Raw genomic sequence first — 22,341 nt, 5'->3', positions numbered from 1 at the left:
TTCAGCCAGAGCGATGGCGATCATCAACCCCAGAGCGACAGCAAAGGGTGTGTTCTGATCTGCGAGAATGAACTCGAACATGTTCAAACGTCTCTTGTCGCAGCCTTCAGCGCAGCAAGACGTTCTGAAACCCTGTTCTTGCGTGCAAGGTCATCCAGTTCTGCCAGCTTGGTTGAGTCTGTCATTTCACCAGACCGACCACCGGGCAGTCCCGTCGCATTTTTCATGACGCGATCAAAGGTTTCTTCAGCCTTCCTGGTTTTGCCTTCAACAGTGTCCTTTTGAGCCGCTGCCCCAGCGGCTGCGCTATCAACTGCGCTCTGCTGCTGTGAACTGCGAAACTGATCCAGCTCTGCTTCCATCTCGCGCTTGCGAGCCTGAAGAGCGCTGATATAGCCTTCCAGTTCTTTCTCTTCGCGACTGGCGTCAGCAACAGCTGCTTCCAGAACAGGGATCTGAACTTCGAGATCCAGTTGGCGCGCGATTGCGGCTTCCGCCAGATCGTCCCGACTTTCCTTGACTGCAAGGGCAATCTGACCCTGAAGCTCTTCGTGCCTCGAGGTGGTTTCACCAAGGCGGGTGTTCGCCAAATGCTTGTTTGCGATCACACCTGCAAGCTCGTCGCGAACCTGATCAACAGCGCGGTCAACCTCGCGGATCGCTTCGGCCATCACCGTTTCGGGAGAGGTGTTTTCAATGGAATCCACCAGCTGGTTGACGCCGCCGGAGACAAGTCGTTTTACTCGTGCAACAAGACCCTCTGCCATTTTCTGCTACCTTCCTTTTCAGTTTTCAAAACCATTCGGCTTCCCCGTGCTGCGCTTCTTTTCACGAATTGCACCCTGCACGGTGAAAAACTGGAGCTTCATTCCCCTCTCGGGTTCTGCCTTTGCTCCAGCAAACGGGCGATTTCCAATATCGGCGCCAGCCTTCTGTCCATCAAATCCGGATCGTAAGTCCTGCTTGGTGTTGTCAATCCGAGATCAAAAATCTCCTCGATCAAAGAGAACAGTTCCGCAGAAAGCGCCGCCTCAAACTTTTTCAGATCCTGGGCGTCATTCCCCGGACCGGGAGCCGATGCAATCAACTCCGCGAACATTTCAGGCAAACGTTCATACAATTTGATGACGAAGTCAGATCGTATCCCCGTTTCCCTCTGCAAATGACGAAGCCCTTTTTCGGCAGGCCTTGCCATCGCTCTCAACAAATCCTCACACGCCGCGACGTCCTGAATACCTTCTTCGCGTTCGCGTGCCGCGCGCAAAATCTCACGCAACTTATCGCTTGGGGTGCGCGCGCCTTGAACTTCGTATCCTGCCAGAAACGCAACATCGTCGTCACTGAGCCTGACACTGATCGGTATGCTTTTTGGCATCGGTCATTTAGCCTGTCACATATTGTATCGACACGTTTACATATGTATTCATTTGTCTTCGTTTGTCAAGTTTTTTGGATATCAATGCGCGTATATTGCTACGCCGTAGCTTTTGAAGGCTCAAGAAATTCGGCTAAAATGCTTCGTTTTTTCGTGACGCTAGTTAATCTTTGACACGTTTTATGTGCCGCCGTGCGCGATACAACTCCGGCAGAATGATCTGAATTGCGAGCGAGATCTGCTAGGCACGTCGCTGCACTGCCCAGAGCACTCAAAAATTTATTTCCAGAAGCAACTCAATGGTATCAGAGGCTTGGGGTGACAAATAATCGCCTGATTGTCACACGACAGCTTCTTTTCGTCGGCGCACAGCAGATCTGCCTAACGAATGCTCCCGACCAGGCTCGCTGCGAATTCGCCAGCTTCGTGAGACCGGATCACGGCGTGGCGGACAAGATCGTCAAAGTGGCTGGAAAACAGCTGGACGTGGCGGGTGTTTGAAAAAGCCAGATAACGCTGTCCCATATAGAGAGCCGCCCATTTCTGGCCGAACACGGTGAATGGCGCCGAAAACCGATCAGTTGCTCCGAAAAGGTGCAGGCGCAGGGATGGATAGAGATCCTCCAGAATGCGCCCCATAACCTCAAGCTGTTCCCGGCGCGCTTCGGTGGACAAACCATCCCACAGCCCCTCCCCCCGCGCGAAGCCTTCAAGGGCTTCCTTTGAGAGGGCAATTTCCATGTCGGATTCCGCGCGCCCGAGAATCGCCCGCTGGTCGCGCGTGCCGGTAATCGCCTGGTCTGCCGTGCGAAGAGTTTCTCCAGCATACTCATAGGCCAACACGGCTTCGGTTTTCAAAACATCCGGGAGGTTTGCCGGGACATGGCGGATCTTTGCCCCGACCGCGTCCCGGTACCAGGCAAGCAGATGCTCGTCCACCGGGTGACGATCGGTTTCGGCCACCTGGACCGCCTGATCGAGAACCTCCGCGGCTGCACCACGGTGTGTCGAGAGGCCCAATAGCCAGTCTGAAGAGACGCCCAAAGCCGTTGCAATTGCGGCCAGGGCCTGACCATTGGGCAAACGAGGAGCATCTTCAGACAGAAGCTGAGAAACCGTCGAGCGATCCAGCTGCGCACCCCGCGCCAGATCACTGCGGTTCATGTCCCGGCTGCGCAACGCGTCAGACAGGCGTTCCCGGAACAGTTCGGCGCGATCTCGTTTATCCATGCGGGAGTATTGTCAGCTGGGTTTCGGAAAATCAACAGCCTGACAGCGCGAAGCCGAATTTCCGCAGCAGTATTCATCACTTGTGTCATTTCACCCCTTCCCTGTAGCGTTGACTTCAGTCACCATTTGAAGAGAACTGAGCAAACAAAGTTTGAAATGCAACCGCCGGAGGACGCATGATCAAGACAGCGGACCGCTCAACCGAGGGCATGACCGACTACAATGCGAATTCTCGTGCGCAAAAGTTGAATGCCATCGCGAATTCGGAAGTGATTGCCGATCTGGCGGTACGGGTTCAAGACATGGACGGCCCGCTGAATTTCACCGATTACGGCTGCGGCCCCGGGCAAAGTGCAATCGAAACCGTGCGCCCGGCTCTGAACGTCTGGCGTTCAGCATCGTCGTCAAAACAGATATCGGTCTGTCATGCGGACCAGCCGGGCAACGACTGGAATGCGCTGATGGCACTGGTCTTCGGCGATGACGGATATATGTCCGATACCTCCAAACCGTTGGTTCAAACCGCAATCGGTTCGTTTTACGACAGGATGATGCCTGATCAGTCGGTCAGCATCGCCACCTGCTTTTTTGCCAGCCACTGGCTGAGCTCATCCGTGCAACTTTATGCACCCGACACAATCTGGTTCGCCGATCTGACGGGCGAAGCGCGCAAGAAGATGTGGCAGCTTGCAGAGCGGGACTGGATCCGTTTCCTCAAACTTCGTGCCCGGGAACTGCAGTCGGGCGGTTATCTGTTTGTTTCCGCGCTTGGTGCCATTCCCGAGGCTGGTGAAATCAATGACATCGCGGCTGCCGGTCGAGGTTGCTACCGCGCCCTTCAGGAAGTCACGGTTTCCATGGTGGAGGATGGCTTACTGAAACGGGAAGCTGCAGACAATTTTGTCTTCGGCCTGTGGTTCTTGACGGAAGCAGAAGCCAGCCACGGAATTGAAAACGATACAGAGTTGAAAGAGCTCTATGAGATCGACACGATCAAGGTCGTGGCAGTCGATGACGGAGGGGATCTGTTTGGCGACCATCTGACCGATCCGCAGGAATATGGCCGCCTCAATGCCGGCTACACTCGTGCCTTTGCCGGGACAACGCTCAGACGGCAGCTTTTCGAACCGTCTTCAAACACCGAATGGACTTCCGATCAGCTGGAAGCGGAGTTTTTCCGTCGCTTCGAAGCACTGTACGCGGAAAAACCCAGTAAATATGCCGTCGAACAATGGCACCTGCATGCCATTTTGAGGCGCAAGTAGACCGCGACTTGCCCAACGCCTGAGCGCTACTCTGCTGCTCCCAACGCAAGAAAACCGCCAGACTGGCGTTCCCAGAGCATGGCATAAAGCCCATCTCGCCTCAGCAAATCGTGGTGGCTGCCTTCCTCGATGATCCTGCCCTTGTCCATCACGACCAACCTGTCCATGGCGGCTATGGTCGATAGTCTGTGTGCAACGGCAAGTGTCGTGCGCCCATCCATCATCCGGGCAAGGTTTTGCTGGATAACGAGTTCCGCTTCGCTGTCGAGAGCGGAGGTCGCCTCATCGAGGATCAAAATCGGTGCGTCCTTGAGCAATACACGTGCGATGGTGATCCTCTGGCGCTGTCCACCGGAGAGTTTGACACCCCGATCACCGACATAGGCATCAAGACCTTGCCGACCCTGGCTGTCTTTCTGCTCCTCGATAAACTCGAGCGCATCAGCGGCTGTCGCTATTGCCCTTATTTCGTCATCGCCAGCGTCCGGCTTGCCATAACGGATGTTGTCTCGAATGGACCGGTTGAGCAGTGAGATATCCTGCGTCACGACACCAATCTGACTGCGCAAGGAAGCCTGGGTAACGTCACGGATATCCTGGCCATCTATGGTGATGCGACCTTCGGAAACGTCTCTCAAGCGCATCAGCAACGAAATGACTGTCGACTTTCCGGCGCCGGAAAGGCCAACCAAACCAACCCTTTCACCTGGTGCAATTGACAGGTTGAAGGTTTCCAGTACCGATCGGCGATCTCTCTGATACGCGAATGAGACATTTTCAAAGTGGATTTGCCCACTTGACACTTTCAGAGAGGCGGCCCCCTCCCGGTCGATGATTTCCGGGCGGCTGGTCATGATCGGCATGGCGTCCTTGATGGTGCCAAGCGTGCTGGTGATGGACTGGCCGACGCCTATGAAACTCGACGAGGCTGCCGACAGCGAACGGGTAACCGTCAGGCCGGCGACAAACTCGCCGATCGTGACCCAGCCATCCATCAGCCCCTTAAAACCTATCACCACCACTGCCAGGATCAGGAGAACATTGAGGAAATAGACGCTGCTGTCAGTCAGAATGTAAGAGCGATTTTCGCTGTGCCGCGTATCGATGGTTTCGCCGATCACCTTGCGGATCGCTCCGGCTTCGGAATCTTCGGCAGCAAAAAGTTTTACCATGGCGATGTTGGAATAGACATCGGTCATCGCTCCGGTCGCCCTGGAGTTTGCGGCAGCAACCCTTGCCGAGCGTTGCATGTAGGAAGGAATGGCCAGCCAGGCGACAATGACATTGGCAATAATCCAGACCATCACCGGAACTGCGAGTGGCCAGGCCATGGCAAGAAGCAGCAGGAACGACCCGCCGAACTGCACAAACAATCGTGGAATGGTCTCGATCGCCAGCATCATCTGTCGGTGAACGGACATCGTCACCTGGGCTATTCTGGAAGCGACCTGCCCGGCAAATGTGTCTTCAAAAAAGGCCAGATCCTGGGACTCAACTGCCTTGTGGGCTTGCCAGCGCATCGCGGCCGGCAAGAGAATACGCACCGTTTGAAAGGCATAGGTCTGGCGAAACAAAAAGGCCAGTGGGTCCACAATAACGAAAAGCACGAAAAACCCGACCAGCAACAAACCGTTTTGCTGCAGAAAGGCTTGTGCCCCCAGACCGGAAACACCGTCAACGACAAAAGCGATCGCCCAGATACCCGCCAAACCGAGAGCGGAGGAGATCATTGCCAATATGCAAACCACCACAAGCTGCCACCTGAACATACGGGCGAAATGCAGAACCAGGCGCAACGGTCCCTCATCCGGCAACGGCGAGACCGGCAGGTCAAGCGGCTTCAGATGCGCTTCAAAGGGACGAAAATAGCGATCGATCAGTCGGGCCAAAAGCGGTCTTGCGATTGACACCCCATTACTCCTGAAATTTCCAGTCTCAGAACCCGCACAAGCGGATCACTTATCCCAACTGGGCCTCAATCCGGTAAACACAGCGCCGGTCCCCGGACAATTGATGTTCGGTACGCTCGACTTTGACATCTTCTCCCAGAACGTCCTTGAACAATCTGAGTTCAGACCGGCAGAACCCCTGGCAGGCTGTCGCGGCCGCGCAAATGGAACAATGGTTCTCAACAAGGTAAAAGCCATCGTCTTCAGCAATGACCTCGGCCATATAGCCTTCCTGGTTTCGCAGTTCGGCAAGCTTATCAACGCGTCCGGCCAGATCCGGCACGTCCTCCAGGGCTTTTTGATACGCTGATCGGCTGTGAGTTTCGCGATGCGAAATCAGTTTCTCGAGCCCCTCTTCGCCGAAGAGATCATTGAGGCCGGTCAGCAAACCAAGAACCAGATTTGAGTGATTGTCCGGAAACTGCTGATGTCCGACCGGGGTCAGGTCCCAAACCCGCTTCGGTCTGCCGACAGAGCCCTTAATGTCTTCAAAATCGACAAGGTCATCCTGATGCAGCCCGTCGAGATGTTGTCGGACAGCGACCGAGGTGACGTTCAGTCCCTTGGCCAGGTCTGCCGCAGTTTGCGGGCCGGACGATTTCAGTGCATTGAGGAGCCGTGTGCGCGTTCGATCTGCCATGGCCACAATATAGCGACATTCTCAGATAAAAAAATAGATAGCTTTCCTTATTCGCCATCAAAGTCACAGGTCTGCCGAAGTGCTTTGCCTTCCCTGCCCGGAGACCCTTTTTGCCTCAACAGCCTCTTTTGCTGAATTTTAAACAGAGAAATACTGTCTGACGCACATGAATTAGCGCTTCTGATTGACACGATATTCGGAAGCCTTCAAAAATCGTAATACTCAAGTTTGAACTTTCCAGATGGCAGAATTCAAATACCTGAAACTATTCTTTCGTTTTATTTCTGACAGAAATAAAAAGGCGAATAATATGAATCGCAAGATCCAAGATTTTATACAATGGATGTTAATTGATCCACGGCATCCGGAGATTGCAAAAGCTCAATATAATGAACTCAAACACCAGATCCCGGCGCTCTATGCCCTGTTGATGGTCAACGCAATCGCAGTTGCCTACACCCATTATGATGTCGCCCCTTCTTATTTGACTGTCGGTATTCTGGCGCCGATTTTGGTCATCACCTCCATACGGCTCATTGCCTGGGTGCGGGCCGGTGCCACAGAACTTGGAACCGAAGACTCCATTCGAAAATTACGACAGACCATCGTGCTCGGCAGCTTGATGGCAATAGTCTACATAACCTGGTCGCTCAGTCTTGACGGTTATGGCGGACCGGTGGAACGAGGTCACGTATCGCTGTTTATTGCAATCACCGTGATCGGCTGCATCTTCTGTCTGGTGAACCTGCCGCAGGCGGCAATCATGGTGATGCTCATCGTGAATGTCCCCTATCTCACTTATTACATGCTGCAGGATCATGATGTTTATATCGCCGTTGCCATCAACATCTCCCTGGTCTGCCTTGTCGTACTGAAAGTTCTGCTCAACGTTTACAGTGGCTTCTGCAAACTGGTCAGATCGCAGGCCGATCTGGCTTTAAAACAAAAAGAAACTCAGCGACTGAACGCGGAAAACGAACGCCTTGCGCACACGGATGCGCTTACCGAACTCCCCAATCGCCGTTATTTCTTCAATCGGCTCGAAACTCTGATCAGCCAGAGGGAAGGCACGGGAAGTGTCTTCGCTGTCGGTGTTGTCGACCTGGATCGCTTCAAACCCATCAATGACACTTACGGGCACCAGCTTGGTGACCACCTTCTGGCGGAAGTGGGCAATCGGTTGAAATCCCTGAAAATACCTAACTTTGAGGTCTGCCGACTTGGCGGTGACGAGTTCGGATTTCTCTATCCGGGAAACATGGAAGAAGCGACAGCCATTGGCCAACGGATTTGCGAACAGGTCAGCGTGCCTTACCAGATCGGAGATCTCCAGCTGAGTGTTGGCGCGTCCTGCGGTGTTGCTCTCTTCCCGGAGGCCGGCAAATCGGCACATGTGCTTTTCGACCGGTCGGACTACGCCCTTTATCACTCGAAGACGGCAACACGTGGCCGCACCACCGTCTATTCGGCCGAACATGAAGCAAGAATACGTTCAGAACGCGCAATTGAAAGCGCTTTGCAAAGCGCTGACCTGAGCCGCGAGTTCCAGGTCTTTTTCCAACCGGTCGTCGCTCTTCCGGAACGTGCTGTCGTCGGCTTTGAAGCTCTGGTTCGCTGGTACAGCCCCGTTCTCAACGAAGTCGAACCTGACCAGTTCATCGCAATTGCGGAACGGACGGGCCTCATTCACCGCCTTACGAAATCACTGTTCGAAAAGGCTGTTCGTCAGATCAATGCCCTGCCCGGCAACCTAACCCTCTCCTTTAATCTGTCTGCACATGACGTGACGTCGGTTGATACGGTAGTCGCACTGCTCGATATCATTCGCCGCCACGGCATCGATCCAAGACTGATCACGTTTGAGATCACCGAGACATCGGTGATCGACAGTTATGAGGCAGCCGAAATCTGCCTGCAAAAACTTCGCAGCGCAGGTGTCAAACTGGCGTTGGACGATTTCGGAACCGGGTATTCCAGCCTGGGCTATCTTCACCGGCTGCCAATCGATTGCGTCAAGATCGATCGCAGTTTTGTCTCCGGCATCAAAGATCAGGTTGCCGGTGATGTCATTTCGTCGATTGTCGGCCTGTGCCGGTCAATGCACAAGATTTGTATCGTTGAAGGCGTGGAAAACAAATGTCAGCTTGATGCCTTGCAAAATCTGCAATGCAGGCTCGTTCAGGGATTCTATTTCTCGCCGGCTCTGCCGTTCGACAGCGTTCATGAAAGTGCACATGCAACGGGCACGGTTGCCGGATTGCCTTTGTCCGACCGGGACGCCTCCGAAGACTTTAGGTTGTCGACCGCCTAACGACGATATCTTGTTTCTCACCGCTCTCGCCAAAGAAGTGGTAATCAAAAGGCATGACGGGCGGAACCAAACGGCAAAAGGAAATGCGCAAGGCCTTGCGGGTCCTGCTGCCGCGCATTCCAATGCGCGATGCCGAGGCGATCCTGGACATCGCCCTGTCCGGCCACCTCCGTCACCTTCCCCCGACAATTTCACTGTGGCAGGCAACAACAAGTCATGTCCGGCATGAATTGACCGACTATGACGCACTGCTGCAAGACGGATATGACCGGGATGCCGCACGTTTCTTCGTCGTCGACGAGATGAACGACATCCTTCGGGATTGGGGATGCAACAAGGAGGTCAAGGTCGACGAGTCCTCCTGAGAGTAGGAATGCCCGCGCTGGGGCATTACAGACGTGGAAGACCGTCTTACCTCTTTTCGTAAATCCACTGTTCGGGGATATGAGCGGTGACCGCCTCCTGTGCCGCGATCACTCCCGGTTTCTCAATGTAGCCGACCACTCCACGCAGTCGCCTCGCCTTTTGCGCAAACAGAAGGTCCAGACCTTGGCGTTCCGGGTAATTTGAGGCAACCGCTTCGCCCGCAACACGGCAAGGGGCGTTGTCACCATCGATTCGGATAACCGTGCCGCCCTCAAACACCAGCCGTGTACGTGGTGGAAGCAGTGTAAAACTGGCAACCCCCGACACGGCGATATTTCCGCCAATCCACTCCGGCTTGAGTTCGTCGATTTCCATCCGCTCGGCAATAATGGACAGTTCCTCGAGGGACAGAAGAGATATCTGCCGCTCGTTGCACATTTCCGTTCCACGAGGATACCAGGGCTCGCGGCCACCTGACTTTCGGGTGAAACCCGCGTGCCTGTCACCAGGTATTCCCTCAAATGTCAGCTCAAGGGCATCTACAGCCTCTGTTTGAAAGTCCGATGATTCCCACGTCCGGAACACGCCTTCAACTTTGCCTGCGACCTTGAATTTCGGTGTGACACGCAGGTTCTCGGGCAAAAGGGTGAGCTGGTCCATTCTCAAAAGCCTCCTGTCTGAACTCGGGATAGAGACTTAGGCGCAAGTCCTGCCCTGCACCAGCAAATCATTTTGATGCAGCCATCAATCCATGTGATCGACGATCCCATATGGGGCAAGACTGCAAACTCGTATTAGATCCCATAACCATAAAAGTGACTACGATGGCATGCGCAAATTCAGTCGGGTACGACGCGCGAGACATCTGTTTTTCGGGGTAATGCAACGAAATTTCCAGGAAAACTATCCTTTGCCGAAGTGGCTAAAGAGCCTCCATCTGCCGCTTCAATGTGACAATCACAAAAACAAAAAAGCCCCGCAACTGTTTTGCGGGGCCAATTGGTCAACTTGTTGTATTTACTGCAGTTTTACCGTGCATACCATTTGGGTGTGCTGGGAGTTGATCCAGCAGTTCGGCGGCAGCGGGCCGGTCGGGATCGGGTAGTAGTAATAGACCGGCTTTTGGGCAGCACTGGCAATCGCCGCGCCGGTGGCTACACCCGCAGCATAGGCCCCGGGATGATAGTACGGGCCATAAGGCGGGTACGGCGGGTATGGCGGATAGTACGGGTGATATGGATGGTAGGGGTGATGCCAGGCGCGGCAGCGAGGATCCTGAGGAGAGTGGTAGCAGTAAGGTCCGTAAGGCTCAAAGCCAACCGACCCTGGAGCCGTTGCCGTGGTGCCGTGATGATGTGGACGCGAGCTGCGGTCAATAAAGAGCGCGACCCCTTTGGCGCTGTCCGGCAGTTCACCGCGCAGCACCTTGACACCATACACCATGGAGGAACCTTCGGTTTTGGCCGAAGTCAATTCCACAAGTGCCGGAGCCTTGCCTGTTTCGCTTAAAATACTGACGACCGCATTGGGCGGATCCCCCTTGAAGCCGTCCGCAACTTCCCAGAAGCCTGCAAAATCCGAGTTGGAAATCTGGCCACCGACCCGGTACGGCCGGTCACTGAAGTAGAGAACGCCGGTATTGGCATCAGAGAGTGTCAGGTTGTTGCCGTCGAATGACATTTCACCGGCTTGCTGCACGAAGTCATAGGTCGGCGGCGGTGTCGGGTCCGCGTTGACAGGTTGTGCATCCTGCGCCTGAACCGCTCCGATCCCCAATCCAGCCAACAGGCCGGCGCCGACAAACATTCCGCGAGTTTTCTTCAAACAGTTCATTTTAAAAAAATCCTCCTCCCGGGCATGAGGGGCGCCCGGCTGCTGACAAGTCAACTTCGCACGAGCATCCCGTTTAGATTGTGACATAGAACACAGTCTGCCTTCCAGATTGCATCCGGACAATGGCGATCAGATTAAATAAATGAAAGGTTTGGACCGAAATGCATTTGCAGGACGTTCTGCAATTCGAACGTCAAGCGACATCTCGCCGAAAGCCATCAAGACAACGAATGACTTTTCTGGCGTAGTAGAGCATCGCGACCCAGTCGGTCATGAAACGGTTGTCGGTCTCGGCATTTTCCGGCATCGCCGACTTCCACTCCTCAGCCAGACCCGGCATGGTCTGTTTGCCTTTGTCATCCAGGACGGCGCCGATCTCGTCCTGAATGCGCCTGTCCATTTTGGCGACGAGTGTATCAACCGGCTCGTCGATTGCGTATTTACCCGCGTCGATCAGGACGTTGACCCTGGCCTGGCGATAAAGCGCGATATAGTCCGCCAGCAGAATGACAAGCGTATCCAGCTTGCTTGACGACTTGGTGAAAGACGACCAGGGAGCGCGTTCCGTCCGATAGGCTCTGGCGGTTGCGAGCAGTTTGTGGGCTGTCGCCTTCAACTGGTTGTAGTTGAGATTGTCCGCCCCGCCCTGCTCGCTCCCCGCCTTCAGGTACTGCGCGCAAGTGTTCAGATACGAAGTCTCCAGCCGCTCGACACTGTCGCCGCTTCTATTCGGGAAGAGCAGCCAAGCGGCTGTCAGCCCTACAGCGGCACCAATCAGTGTGTCGTAGAGGCGGGCCCAGAATTCAGCGGCGGGCAGTCCGGTCAATGTCTGGAGCCCGATCAGCACAAGGAAACTGATGATCCCTGCAGCGATGCCGTAGTTGCGTTCAAACAACACGATAGTCGGCGGCAGCAGGAGGATGATCAAAGCAATCCGGATATCCGGGTATCCGGCAAGAATCGGCTCCAGCAGAATTGCAAACAGAAAACCGACCGCCGTGCCCAGAGAACGCTGAAGTGTTTTCTTCATCGTTGCGCCAAGACTGCCGCACAAGACAACGATGACCGTGATCGTGACCCAATAGGCGTGGCTCAGATTGAAATAAATCCCGATGCCGTATCCGACGCTGGCAGCGACGCTTGCCTGAACCGCCAGTCGCCAGGTAATCAGCTGCCACCAGTTACCAGATGTGGCCTCCGGCCCGGTATCCTCGTCAGCTCTCAGTTGCGTCGTTCCTGCTGCCAGTGTCCAGATCCGCTCAAACGCCTGCGCTATTCTTAGAAGCTGAAACTTGTCACCCTTTTGAAAGTCGATCGCAAGCTCCGTCCAGGCCAGGTTAAAAGGCGTTTCACCGGACGGAGTGTCTGCTGTCACCACCCTCTCCTGAAGCTGACCGACCACATCCTGATAGGCGGTATTTTTGATCAATTCCGCCCGGCACTCGAGCGAAAGCGCAGCCATGGCATCGCGCACCACTTCAAGTGCAAGCTGCATCATTGCGGCCGCTTCAAGCGACAACCCCTGGATGGCCGCACCGGGTTCTGTCAGGTCAACGCTCAGTTCCAGTTCCGAACGCAGACTTGCAATATCGGAGACATTTACCCGGCGGCGCCTTTCGATCGAGAGTTGTCCATTCGCCGCAAGCTTCAGGTAGTCGGCTATTGCCTGCCGATTTGCCTTTTCGACCCTGAGATAGGTCCTTTCAGGCGACGGCCTCCAGAACCCGATACGGATCAAAAAGGCCAACACGGCGCCAAATACGGTCATCGCCGGTAACCAGACCCCGGGAGACCCAGAAGCGTTCGACATGATCACGAACAACCAGAAGATCGAGATCATCCGCCCTGTCCTGAGCCAGAATGCCCCGAAACCCTCAATGCCAAAGCCGATGGCAATGATGCCAATCCACATGGCCTGAAGCACGACCTGCGTGTTTTTGCCCGCGACCAAGCCGGACACCATCCCCAGGACCGCCAGACCCGTCATGATCAGCCCGAGCCGGAAAAGGTCGCCCGCTTCCTGCTTACGGGTTGAAATGGGTGTGAACAAAAGACAATGCGCACCAGCGGCAGCCGCCAACACGGAAAGGGTAAAACCCGGCACACCTTCCGCGAAAGGGCCAAACTGGTAGGCCAGCAAGCCTGCCACGACAACCGTGATCATCAGATGTGCACCGCGCACAAGTCGCAGTGCACCGGGGTCATATCGGATAAATCGGGTCATCGTTCGAAAAATCGGCTGAAGCATCGGTTTAACTTGATACAGACTTTTTAAAGTATTGCATTCGTTCAACTATCCAGACTTTGCAACACTCCCCCTTCTTTGCCATTCCGTCTTGCCGAGAATGCAGCTTTAGCCGTTGGTTCGTAAAGAGGGGTGACCGGTTTTCTAATACGGGGCTTGAATGCTGTGTCGGCAATTTCGCTGTGCTACTGCGAGATGTCATTCCGGAGACGCACCATGCAACCCGGAATCAATTGAAAAAACGAGAACTGCGTCCGAAATTTGCGGGAGGCAGTGTCCGGCGACAAAAAAGGCGGCCCGAAGGACCGCCTTTTCGATTTTCGGATGCGCACTAACCGCTTAACGGGTCAGTGGCTTGTACTTGATGCGACGCGGATCAGCGGCATGTGCGCCAAGACGCCGAACCTTGTCCTTTTCGTAGTCTTCGAAGTTGCCTTCGAACCATTCCACGTGGCTGTCGCCTTCAAAGGCCAGCATGTGCGTTGCCAGGCGGTCGAGGAACATACGATCGTGCGAGATGACCACTGCGCAGCCGGCATAGTTTTCCAGCGCATCTTCAAGCGCGGCCAGGGTCTCGGTGTCGAGGTCGTTGGTCGGCTCATCGAGCAGCAGGACGTTGGCGCCCTTCTTCAGGACCTTGGCAAGGTGCACCCGGTTGCGCTGACCACCGGAGAGATCGCCGACTTTCGCCTGCTGAGCTGGGCCCTTGAAGTTGAAGGACGAGCAATAGGCGCGTGAGTTGATTTCCTTGTCGTCGAGGTAAATCACTTCGGCGCCACCGGAAATCTCTTCCCAGACCGTATTGTTCGGGTTGAGCGCGTCGCGGGACTGGTCGACGTAACCCAGATGCACGCTGTCGCCGATATTGACGGAGCCACTGTCCGGTGTTTCCAGACCGGTCAGCATCTTGAAGAGGGTCGACTTACCGGCACCGTTCGGACCGATCACGCCAACGATACCACCGCGCGGCAGTTTGAAAGACAGGTCGTCAATCAGGAGGCGGTCTTCGAAGCCTTTCGAAACGCCATCGATTTCGATGACGTTCGCGCCAAGGCGCTCACCAACCGGGATGAGGATCTGTTCGATGGACGGCTGACGCTCTTCCTGCGCGGAAAGAAGGTCATCAAAGGCCCGGATACGGGCTTTCGATTTGGTCTGGCGACCTTTCGGGCTCATGCCCATCCACTCGCGCTCGCGGGCAATCGCCTTGGAACGGGCCATATTCTCGCGGCCTTCCTGCTCCATGCGCTTGGTCTTCTTTTCCAGATAAACCGAGTAATTGCCCTCGTAAGGAATGCCCTGACCGCGGTCGAGCTCCAGGATCCAGCCGGTGACGTTGTCCAGGAAGTAGCGATCGTGGGTGATGATCAGGACGGAGCCCTTGAACTCGCGAAGGTGACGTTCCAGCCAATGAACGGTTTCAGCGTCCAGGTGGTTGGTCGGTTCGTCGAGCAGGAGCAGATCCGGCTCGGACAGAAGCAATTGGCAGAGCGCAATACGGCGGCGCTCACCACCGGACAGATTTTCGACGGAAGCATCGGACGGCGGGCAGCGCAGAGCTTCCATCGCCATTTCCACCTGACTTTCCAGGTTCCACAGGTCCTTGGCGTCGATCTCGTCCTGAAGATGAGCAGCTTCCTCGGCGGTCTCGTCCGAGTAGTTCATCATCAGTTCATTGTAGCGGTCGATCTTTGCCTGCTTGTGGGCGACACCTTCCATGACGTTTTCCATCACGGTCTTGGTTTCGTCCAGCTTCGGTTCCTGCGGCAGGTAGCCGACCTTGGCGCCTTCAGCGGCCCATGCTTCACCGGAATACTCCTTGTCGAGACCGGCCATGATCTTCAAGAGCGTCGATTTACCGGCACCGTTCGGACCCAGGATACCGATCTTGGCATCCGGGTAAAAAGAAAGGTGTATGTTGTCGAGGACTTTCTTGTCGTTATAGGCCTTGGAGAGGCCATGCATATGATAGATGAACTGGCGCGCCATGGGGCTCCGCTTCTCCACTTGAAAAGACTGACGGGAATCTCTGGAATTCTGCGGCGTCTTTTAGGGGAAATGGAGGCCGGGGGCAATGGGGAAGATGGGAAGCCGTCGTGCGACCCTGCATGTCACCGGCAGATCATGATTTTTCCTGAGGGGTAAGCCTGTCACCTGGACCTGAAACGGGAACGTGTTTCCATCGCAGCTTGTTCAAATTGCGAGCCCAGACTGCACCACGCACATGCGGCAAATGACGGGTGGCAAGTTCCTGTCTGCAGCTTCGTGGAAAAAAACCAAAGGGTTGGCTGTTCTGTAATAACGGACCGCAAGGTCCTTGCCGGAGGCCGCCTCTTCCCATTTGGAGTGGATGGTATCGTCACCGCCGTTGATCCACCAGGTGCCGACTTGCACGTCTCGGCCGCGAATCTTCAACCTTCCTTCGCCGTTGCTGCAAAAAGCCAGAACATAAGGGTCGTTTTCGTAAGGTGCCCCATAGACGGTGTTGCCTCTCAAGGCCTCCTCCAACTCTGGAGCAGTCAAGGGTTCATTTTCGCCCCGCAGATCGAAAGTATCATAGCGCCTGTCGATAAATGTCTTGGCGTCTTCATCACTTTCCCACGCGGATGATGCCGCGGCTTGGGGCACGGAGACGTCAACCACTTTTGCAATTGCTGCTGCAAGCTGAAGAGCCAATTCCTGCGCCGAACTTTTCATGACGAATTTCCCGTTGCTCGAGTACTTGCTCATCTCAGGCTGTGACACACGGGCTAAAGTTTGCACCTTACGGGAACCTGCTGCCAAGGGGCTTCTGTCGGATTGACTATGGAAGCGGTTGCCGCCTTGAAGGCTAAGCGGAGATTGTTTGCACGCATACCAGCCTGAATTGCCGTCATACGGTAGGGCGAACCGGGTGCAATCCTGGTCAAAGCAATCAGATTCTCGGTGCACAATATCGTCTGTGGAAGCGCTGATCGGAAGAGACGGTGTGGCGGGATTAATCGCCCCTGAGAAAATAGGCAATGGAATTATAAACGCAGCATACTCAACCATTGCGATAAAATTCAATATCCCTCCTTTAGAAATGACTTAGCGTTTTTAGAATCTTATGCGTAATTCTTTATTTACGCATACATTGAATTCTACCTCTGGTTTTATTTGCGTGAGGGGCACTGCATGACCAGACTTGGCAACATTCGCTTTTCAGTCGCCGCAAAAGTCATCTCGATTGTTGTCGTGTTGAGCTTGGTGATTGTCGCTCAGTCGATATTCAGCGTTTCGCAGCTGAACAAGATCGGCAAGGAAATCGAGACCATCGCGGAATCCGACATTCCGCTGACCGAGGTTCTCAGCCGGATCACAACTCATCAGCTTGAGCAATCGGTTATGTTCGAGCGGATCTTGCGTCTCAATGGTTTGGCGAACGGCGATATCAAGGTCCAAAAAGCAGCCTCGGAACAAAAGTTTCTGGACTACGCGAACCTTGTCGACCGAGAAATCCAGGAAGGAGAGCGTATCGCGGAGGAAGCTCTGAAACATGCCTTTGACGCTGAAACACGAGCTGAGATTGAACATGTCATGGCGGCGCTCAAACGAATTGAAACGGAACACCACATTTATGACAAGCATGCTGCAGAAATAATCAGGTATGCCAATAACGACCAAAACGATAAGGCACTCACACTCCTGGCGACGATCGAAGAGGAGGAAGCCCAGCTCAACAGAGAACTGGTGGAACTGCTGCACAAGATTGAGACTTTTACGCTGAAATCGACCAGGAACGCGGAGCAGCACGAAAAGGAAACCGTACAGATCCTGATCGTTGCCGCAGTGGTTTCAACCCTTCTTGGTGTCTTTATTTCAATGCTGATTGCCCGCATAACCGTGACCCGACCCTTGAGAAGGGTTGTTACGGCGCTTGATCAACTTGCGAAAAACGACCTGACCGCGACCGTCGATGTCAAGGGAAATGACGAGATCGGAGATCTCGCCCGTGCGTTCACGAATTTCAAGGAAAAGTTGATATTGATGCGCCAGCTGGAGACCGAACGCAAAGAAGTTGAGCGGGAAAATATCAACCAACGGCGCGAAACGCTGTCACTGATGGCGACCGAGGTTAAAGACAAGACCGAAGAAGGCATTGCCACGATTGCCGCAAGTGCGGATGAGGTTAAAGAGCAGTCTGCCCGTATGGGCTCGGCCCTGAAGCGCGCCAATGACAGTATTGGCGGCATGCTTACACAGGCGCAGGAAACCCATCAGAGATCCCAGGAAGCAGGAGACCTTTCGGAAGGCCTTCTTGCTGCCATCAGCGAAGTTGCGGAAAAGACTGAAAAGACAAACGCCCTGACGAGCGAAGCTGTTTCACTTTCCTCTTCAAGCCACGCGACAATTGGCGAGCTGGCAAACGCTGCCGAAAGTATCGGCCAGTTCGTGTCGGTCATCAGCGATATCGCCGAGAAAACCAACCTTCTTGCCTTGAACGCCACCATCGAGGCTGCGCGTGCGGGCGAAGCCGGGCGTGGTTTTGCCGTGGTTGCCGCGGAAGTCAAGGAACTTGCGGAACAGACCAACCGGTCCACTGAGCAGATCTCCGAGCAGGTCGTCACTATACAAAGCAAAACAGGTGCTGCCGTTTCTTCCATCGACAAGATCATCGAGAGCATCGGTCGTTTGAGCGAGATGGCCTCCTCGGTTGCCTCGGCAACGGAAGAACAGCGCGTGACCACGGAAAACTTCGGTCAGATCGTCAACGAGTCCGGCCACGCAGTCGGCAGAATATCCGAAGGCATGTCGGAAGTTGCCCGACTTGCCGAGGAGACACTCTCCTTTTCCAGTGCAATGGGTGAAAAAACCAGTGCAATGGCATTCGCAGCCCAGAACATGCGCGAAGACATTCCGGCCATCATCCAGGCATCGCTTGACGAGACCGAACGGCGGTCCAACCCGCGCACCGACGTCAATCAGACAATCATCGGTCGTGACATTGACGGCGAATTCATTGTGGAACTGCTGAACCTTTCCGACACGGGCTGCTGTATCAAGGACAGTGGCCGCGCGCTTTCGGATGTTTTCGAGTTGAATATCCCAGGTGAAGGTTGGATTTCCTACAGACAGCTTTGGACGAATGAAGGCAAAACCGGACTGGAGCGGGCATAAACCTGAAAGTCGATTGAGGGCTGACGGCGACGCCAAATGTCCTGTAGGGTGTCGCGGTCTGCCAGCCAGGCTGGTCCTCAATCGCTCTCCCGGACGCAAACATGAAATCCATAGACATTCTTATGCCATACCCGATGCTGCCGATTGCACAGGAGCAGCTGGAAGCGGCTTTCACACTGCACAAACTGTTTGAGGCAGACGATCCTGACACCGTGCTGGCCGAAATCGGAGACCGTATTCGTGGGGTCGCACTTGGTTTCGGTTCCGTGGACACTGCCTTTTTGCGGAAAATTCCTAATGTGGAAATTGTTTCAAGCTTCGGTGTCGGTTACGACCATATCGATGTTGACGCCTGCCTGGCAGCCAATGCCGAGGTGACGCATACGCCGGACGTTCTGTCAGATGAAGTTGCCGATACCGCCATCGGTCTGATGATCATGGCCATCCGCGAGTTCGGTCAGGCGGAAACCTGGCTGCGGGAAGGTAACTGGAAGCACAAGGGTCCCTACCCGCTGACAAAGGCAACACTCAGGGGCCGCAAGCTCGGAATTTTCGGACTTGGACGGATCGGCAAGGAAATCGCGAAACGCGCAGAAGCTTTCGGTCTGGAGATCAGTTATCACGGGCGCAGTCGGCAGGAAGGCATATCCTACCCCTATCATGCCAGTTTGAAAGAACTCGCGGCAGCCTGCGACACACTGATGGTGGTTGCCCCTGGCGGCGCCGACACGGAACACGCTGTTAGCGCCGAAATCCTTTCCGCCCTTGGACCGGATGGCGTGCTGATCAATGTAGGGCGCGGTTCGGTGGTGGACGAAGCAGCACTCATCACCGCGCTAGAGGACGGCACCATCCTTGGAGCCGGGCTCGATGTTTTCGAGAACGAACCCCATGTGCCGGAAAGACTGATGCAGCTTCCCGGGGTCACGTTGCTTCCCCATGTCGGCTCCGCCTCGCGATTCACCCGGGATGCGATGGGGCAGCTTGTCGTCGACAATCTGAAAAGCTGGTTCAACACAGGCAAGGCGATCACTCCCGTACCGGAAATGAGACAGAAATAGCGATTTCCCCCTTCCAGTCAGGATCGGTGGCCAGCGCCGCCGATCCTGTTATTTTCTTTTGTCGCCCAAAAGAGCACCTTATTCAGATGGTGCAGAACGAGCCGGACATCCGAATGGCAAAAAAGTGCTTCCCATGTTTGCGCTGATCGTCATCATCGTCAGAAGATTGACGAATTCGAAATCCGACGCCGACACCGGACACGCCTTCACATTCGAAAGGCACCCAGCTTCGATAAATGCCAGGTTGTTTGCCACCAGACCGGTGGACAGCCCCTGCCCTTCGACCCGACTTTCGGCTTCAGAGACCATCTGCTGATATCTTGCACAGTTCAACTTGCGCCGCTCCGCCCTTTCGTCTGCCAAGGCAGGCGTTCCGAAAAGGACCGAGGCAAGCAACAGACAACAAGAGACAACTGAGCAACGCGCTTTGCCATTCCGGTTGTCAACTGAGCCCGTCATTTTCGAAAATCCACGTGGCACAATGGATATCCACGCGGGCAAGTTATGGCAGAAGGCTTCGTGAAAGTGCACTTGCGATGCCTGCTATGGCCTTGTTGCGATTGTCGTAAGAGGCTGTGGTCTGAGTGATATAGACGGCAATTACCACTGGCTTGCGCCCCTCAGGCCAGATGACGGCAATGTTGTTGCGCGACCCGTTCTGTCCGGCTCCCGTCTTGTCGGCAATCCGCCAGCCTTCCGGCAAACCGGCCCGCAATGTGGAATTTCCCACCTTGTTTCCAATTAGCCAATTTGTCAGCTTCTTGCGGCTTTCAGGTGCAAGAGTGTCTTCAAGCACAAGTTTTTGAAGCGTTTCGGCTGCCGCGTTTGGGGTCGTGGTATCCCTTTCATCTCCCGGGATTCCAGTGTTGGAATAGGGTTCCCAGCGATCAGCCCTGGTCTTCATGTCGCCAATGCTTCGCAAGAACGTGTTGAGTCCTTCCGGTCCTTCCAGGGTCTCCATGACCAGATTGGCAGCAGCATTGTCGCTGATGGTGACCGTGATCTCGCACAATTCCTCTATGGTGAAGCCCTTGCCGTTCACATGCTTTTCGGTCACCGGGGAATAATTGACGATATCGCCTTCCTGAATGGTGACTTTCCGCTGCAGGTTCACTTTCCCCTTGTCGGAAGCGTCCAGGACCGCCCCGCACAGGAATGCCTTGAATGTGCTGTTGGTTGGAAACCTTTCTTTGCCCCTGTGGTTCCAGCTTAATCCCGTTTCCTTGTCGATGACGGTCACACCAACGCGGGCATCCAGGCGACGTTCAATATCTTCAATCTCTGTTTCCAGCGGTGTCGGGTCAAATTCCTGTGCTTGTGCGGCACACAGGGAAAGGAGAGGCATCAGCGCGCCCAGAAGGGCCGCCCGGCGTGTTCCGATATTCATATCAATTCTCCAAAGCTTGAAAATACACCCATCTGCCGAAGCGAAGAAATCTGCCGCGTTCAAATGAGACACGCAGACAGTGCCCTTATCGCAAGCATTAGACAAACGATGATAAATCAGGTTAGTCATGAGAAAAACTTGGCCTTAATGGAAAGATTATGGAAGTTTCCCAACTGCCGCTGAATGCGTTAAGGGCCTTTGAGGCTTCCGCCCGGCTTTTGAGTTTCACACGCGCCGGATTAGAGCTGCGTGTGTCGCAAACAGCGGTCAGCCATCAGGTCAAGTCGCTTGAGGAAGTGCTCGGCGTCTCACTGTTTGAACGCCTCCCGCGCGGTGTTGCCCTGACCGACGAAGGACATGCCTTGCTGCCTGTCCTAACAGATGCGTTTCGGCGCATGAGCACGACGCTCAGCCGCTTTGAAGATGGAAACTTCAGGGAGACCCTGACAGTTGGTGCTGTCGGCACGTTCGCCACAGGTTGGCTTCTACCGCATCTCGATCACCTTTCAAGGGATCTCGATCAGATTGATCTGCGCCTCAAGACCAACAACAACCGGGCGGATATCCTTGCCGATGGCCTGGATTACTTCATCCGCTTTGGCGATGGTGCATGGCATGGCACCAACGCTATCAAGCTGATGGATGCCCCTCTGTCTCCTGTTTGCGCACCCAGTGTCGCACGGGAAATGAAAACGCCCCGAGACCTCATCGACAAACCGCTGCTCCGATCCTATCGCGTCGATGAATGGGCTCTTTGGTTTGAGACCGTTTCCCTGCCGGCCCCACTTGCACGCGGCTGGATGTTCGATTCATCGCTCACCATGGTCGAAGCTGCGGCACAAGGTGCGGGTATTGCACTGGTGCCTGTCAAAATGTTCCAGCATGACTTGATGCGGGGGCGCATCGTGCAACCGTTCCAGACAGAGGTGAAGACGGGAAGTTACTGGCTGACCTGGTTGAAGTCGCGGCAAGAGACAAATGCCATGCAAAAATTCCGGCACTGGCTGCTCCATTCGGTTCGCGACCAGAAGCTCCAGTTCAGTTAGCGTTGGGATCAACTTTCTTCTGACCCACAACCATTTCCCGTTTGCCGGCAAATCCGCTGATCTTGTCCACGACAAAACCGGCCGATTGCAGATTGCGCCGCACCCAGCCCGCTGCCGTATAGGTTGCCAATGTGCCATCACCTGATGTCAGACCCGCTACCTTTTGCAACAAGGCAAGATCCCAGAGTTCCGGATTTTTCGCTGGACTAAAACCGTCCAGATACCACGCGTCGATTGGTGGCACGGCCACGCTATCGGTGGGACTTGTAAGGTCGGCTGTGGTCAATTGCGTGATCAGTTCCCGCGCATCGCCAATTCCAAGCAGAAGATCCGCGCCCGAAACAGACATCCTATTCCAGCCCGGAACCGGGTCCCAAACATCGGCGAGCTCCGCTGAAAGCATATCAAGTTCAGGAAAGGCGCCAAGCGCTCGCAGGAGCTGGGTCTTTGTCATCGGGAAAAGTTCAAACGATACAAACAACAGCCTTGGTGCT

General features: G+C 54.7%; 19 protein-coding genes. 6 read left to right on the top strand and 13 right to left on the bottom strand.

The window, feature by feature from the left end; translation table 11 throughout:
- Positions 1 to 83 precede the first annotated feature (83 nt).
- The 3 genes from K5905_RS04795 to K5905_RS04785 form a co-directional block, all read right to left on the bottom strand.
- A complete protein-coding gene (locus tag K5905_RS04795; RefSeq protein ID WP_297580823.1) occupies positions 84 to 767 on the bottom strand; it encodes a PspA/IM30 family protein in 684 nt (227 codons plus the stop codon).
- A gap of 98 nt (positions 768 to 865) precedes the next feature.
- On the bottom strand, positions 866 to 1,375 hold the full coding sequence (locus K5905_RS04790; RefSeq protein ID WP_297580821.1) for a hypothetical protein: 510 nt from the start codon (positions 1,373 to 1,375) through the stop codon (positions 866 to 868).
- A 381-nt stretch (positions 1,376 to 1,756) separates the two neighbouring features.
- A complete protein-coding gene (locus K5905_RS04785) occupies positions 1,757 to 2,605 on the bottom strand; it encodes a helix-turn-helix domain-containing protein (RefSeq protein ID WP_297580820.1) in 849 nt (282 codons plus the stop codon).
- 176 nt (positions 2,606 to 2,781) lie between these two features.
- Here K5905_RS04785 and K5905_RS04780 point away from each other — a divergent pair, with 176 nt between their 5' ends.
- Positions 2,782 to 3,870 carry a hypothetical protein gene (locus K5905_RS04780; RefSeq protein WP_297580818.1) on the top strand — a complete coding sequence of 363 codons (1,089 nt, stop codon included), beginning with the start codon at positions 2,782 to 2,784 and terminating at the stop codon, positions 3,868 to 3,870.
- Between the two features lie 26 nt (positions 3,871 to 3,896).
- Here the strand turns inward: K5905_RS04780 and K5905_RS04775 are convergent, their stop codons facing one another.
- Positions 3,897 to 5,780 carry an ABC transporter ATP-binding protein gene (locus K5905_RS04775; RefSeq protein WP_297580816.1) on the bottom strand — a complete coding sequence of 628 codons (1,884 nt, stop codon included), beginning with the start codon at positions 5,778 to 5,780 and terminating at the stop codon, positions 3,897 to 3,899.
- Positions 5,781 to 5,829: 49 nt separating this feature from the next.
- Entirely contained in the window at positions 5,830 to 6,459 is a 630-nt protein-coding gene (locus K5905_RS04770; protein ID WP_297580815.1) for a metalloregulator ArsR/SmtB family transcription factor, read from the bottom strand.
- 343 nt (positions 6,460 to 6,802) lie between these two features.
- Between K5905_RS04770 and K5905_RS04765 the strand changes: the two genes are divergently transcribed.
- Together K5905_RS04765 and K5905_RS04760 are read left to right on the top strand one after the other, a co-directional pair.
- Positions 6,803 to 8,770, top strand: coding sequence for an EAL domain-containing protein (locus tag K5905_RS04765; protein ID WP_297580813.1), 1,968 nt, complete (start codon positions 6,803 to 6,805; stop codon positions 8,768 to 8,770).
- 53 nt (positions 8,771 to 8,823) lie between these two features.
- Complete coding sequence (locus K5905_RS04760; RefSeq protein ID WP_297580811.1) at positions 8,824 to 9,135, top strand: DUF2293 domain-containing protein; 312 nt, start codon at positions 8,824 to 8,826, stop codon at positions 9,133 to 9,135.
- A gap of 46 nt (positions 9,136 to 9,181) precedes the next feature.
- Here K5905_RS04760 and K5905_RS04755 read toward each other — a convergent pair whose 3' ends face one another.
- The 5 genes from K5905_RS04755 to K5905_RS04735 all read right to left on the bottom strand — a co-directional run bounded on the left by K5905_RS04755 (position 9,182) and on the right by K5905_RS04735 (position 16,262).
- On the bottom strand, positions 9,182 to 9,796 hold the full coding sequence (locus tag K5905_RS04755) for a molybdenum cofactor sulfurase (protein ID WP_297580809.1): 615 nt from the start codon (positions 9,794 to 9,796) through the stop codon (positions 9,182 to 9,184).
- Between the two features lie 357 nt (positions 9,797 to 10,153).
- The gene (locus K5905_RS04750) at positions 10,154 to 10,969 is read right to left on the bottom strand and encodes a hypothetical protein (RefSeq protein ID WP_297580807.1); all 816 of its coding nucleotides are present in this window, start codon (positions 10,967 to 10,969) and stop codon (positions 10,154 to 10,156) included.
- Positions 10,970 to 11,162: 193 nt separating this feature from the next.
- The gene (locus K5905_RS04745) at positions 11,163 to 13,193 is read right to left on the bottom strand and encodes an FUSC family protein (protein WP_297580805.1); all 2,031 of its coding nucleotides are present in this window, start codon (positions 13,191 to 13,193) and stop codon (positions 11,163 to 11,165) included.
- A 360-nt stretch (positions 13,194 to 13,553) separates the two neighbouring features.
- On the bottom strand, positions 13,554 to 15,203 hold the full coding sequence (ettA, locus tag K5905_RS04740; protein ID WP_297580803.1) for an energy-dependent translational throttle protein EttA: 1,650 nt from the start codon (positions 15,201 to 15,203) through the stop codon (positions 13,554 to 13,556).
- 204 nt (positions 15,204 to 15,407) lie between these two features.
- On the bottom strand, positions 15,408 to 16,262 hold the full coding sequence (locus K5905_RS04735) for a hypothetical protein (protein WP_297580801.1): 855 nt from the start codon (positions 16,260 to 16,262) through the stop codon (positions 15,408 to 15,410).
- A 108-nt stretch (positions 16,263 to 16,370) separates the two neighbouring features.
- Here K5905_RS04735 and K5905_RS04730 point away from each other — a divergent pair, with 108 nt between their 5' ends.
- Both K5905_RS04730 and K5905_RS04725 read left to right on the top strand, forming a co-directional pair.
- The gene (locus K5905_RS04730) at positions 16,371 to 18,353 is read left to right on the top strand and encodes a methyl-accepting chemotaxis protein (protein ID WP_297580799.1); all 1,983 of its coding nucleotides are present in this window, start codon (positions 16,371 to 16,373) and stop codon (positions 18,351 to 18,353) included.
- A 101-nt stretch (positions 18,354 to 18,454) separates the two neighbouring features.
- On the top strand, positions 18,455 to 19,414 hold the full coding sequence (locus tag K5905_RS04725) for a 2-hydroxyacid dehydrogenase (RefSeq protein WP_297580797.1): 960 nt from the start codon (positions 18,455 to 18,457) through the stop codon (positions 19,412 to 19,414).
- Positions 19,415 to 19,492: 78 nt separating this feature from the next.
- Here K5905_RS04725 and K5905_RS04720 read toward each other — a convergent pair whose 3' ends face one another.
- Positions 19,493 to 19,777: a hypothetical protein gene (locus K5905_RS04720; RefSeq protein ID WP_297580795.1), complete on the bottom strand. Its 285-nt coding sequence runs from the start codon at positions 19,775 to 19,777 to the stop codon at positions 19,493 to 19,495.
- A gap of 139 nt (positions 19,778 to 19,916) precedes the next feature.
- Positions 19,917 to 20,801 (bottom strand): class A beta-lactamase, encoded by an 885-nt coding sequence (gene bla / locus K5905_RS04715; protein ID WP_297580793.1) that lies wholly within the window; start codon positions 20,799 to 20,801, stop codon positions 19,917 to 19,919.
- A gap of 158 nt (positions 20,802 to 20,959) precedes the next feature.
- Between bla and K5905_RS04710 the strand changes: the two genes are divergently transcribed.
- Positions 20,960 to 21,847 (top strand): LysR family transcriptional regulator, encoded by an 888-nt coding sequence (locus K5905_RS04710; RefSeq protein WP_297580791.1) that lies wholly within the window; start codon positions 20,960 to 20,962, stop codon positions 21,845 to 21,847.
- Here the strand turns inward: K5905_RS04710 and mnmD are convergent.
- A partial coding sequence (gene mnmD, locus K5905_RS04705; RefSeq protein WP_297580789.1) for a tRNA (5-methylaminomethyl-2-thiouridine)(34)-methyltransferase MnmD occupies positions 21,840 to 22,341 on the bottom strand: 502 nt, incomplete at its 5' end. The two genes, K5905_RS04710 and mnmD, sit on opposite strands and share 8 nt — an antisense overlap.

The organism is Roseibium sp. (assembly GCF_025698965.1).
Lineage (GTDB): Bacteria > Pseudomonadota > Alphaproteobacteria > Rhizobiales > Stappiaceae > Roseibium.
This window is presented reverse-complemented; position numbering and strand designations above follow the sequence as displayed.

Excerpts from the sequence above, each read along its gene's own strand:
- bla (WP_297580793.1), bottom strand. The coding sequence starts at position 20,801 with ATGAATATCGGAACACGCCGGGCGGCCCTTCTGGGCGCGCTGATGCCT.
- K5905_RS04790 (WP_297580821.1), bottom strand. The coding sequence starts at position 1,375 with ATGCCAAAAAGCATACCGATCAGTGTCAGGCTCAGTGACGACGATGTT.
- ettA (WP_297580803.1), bottom strand. The coding sequence starts at position 15,203 with ATGGCGCGCCAGTTCATCTATCATATGCATGGCCTCTCCAAGGCCTAT.
- K5905_RS04755 (WP_297580809.1), bottom strand. The coding sequence starts at position 9,796 with ATGGACCAGCTCACCCTTTTGCCCGAGAACCTGCGTGTCACACCGAAA.
- K5905_RS04710 (WP_297580791.1), top strand. The coding sequence starts at position 20,960 with ATGGAAGTTTCCCAACTGCCGCTGAATGCGTTAAGGGCCTTTGAGGCT.
- K5905_RS04750 (WP_297580807.1), bottom strand. The coding sequence starts at position 10,969 with ATGAACTGTTTGAAGAAAACTCGCGGAATGTTTGTCGGCGCCGGCCTG.
- K5905_RS04770 (WP_297580815.1), bottom strand. The coding sequence starts at position 6,459 with ATGGCAGATCGAACGCGCACACGGCTCCTCAATGCACTGAAATCGTCC.
- K5905_RS04760 (WP_297580811.1), top strand. The coding sequence starts at position 8,824 with ATGACGGGCGGAACCAAACGGCAAAAGGAAATGCGCAAGGCCTTGCGG.
- K5905_RS04795 (WP_297580823.1), bottom strand. The coding sequence starts at position 767 with ATGGCAGAGGGTCTTGTTGCACGAGTAAAACGACTTGTCTCCGGCGGC.
- K5905_RS04780 (WP_297580818.1), top strand. The coding sequence starts at position 2,782 with ATGATCAAGACAGCGGACCGCTCAACCGAGGGCATGACCGACTACAAT.
- K5905_RS04725 (WP_297580797.1), top strand. The coding sequence starts at position 18,455 with ATGAAATCCATAGACATTCTTATGCCATACCCGATGCTGCCGATTGCA.
- K5905_RS04785 (WP_297580820.1), bottom strand. The coding sequence starts at position 2,605 with ATGGATAAACGAGATCGCGCCGAACTGTTCCGGGAACGCCTGTCTGAC.
- K5905_RS04765 (WP_297580813.1), top strand. The coding sequence starts at position 6,803 with ATGTTAATTGATCCACGGCATCCGGAGATTGCAAAAGCTCAATATAAT.
- K5905_RS04730 (WP_297580799.1), top strand. The coding sequence starts at position 16,371 with ATGACCAGACTTGGCAACATTCGCTTTTCAGTCGCCGCAAAAGTCATC.
- K5905_RS04745 (WP_297580805.1), bottom strand. The coding sequence starts at position 13,193 with ATGACCCGATTTATCCGATATGACCCCGGTGCACTGCGACTTGTGCGC.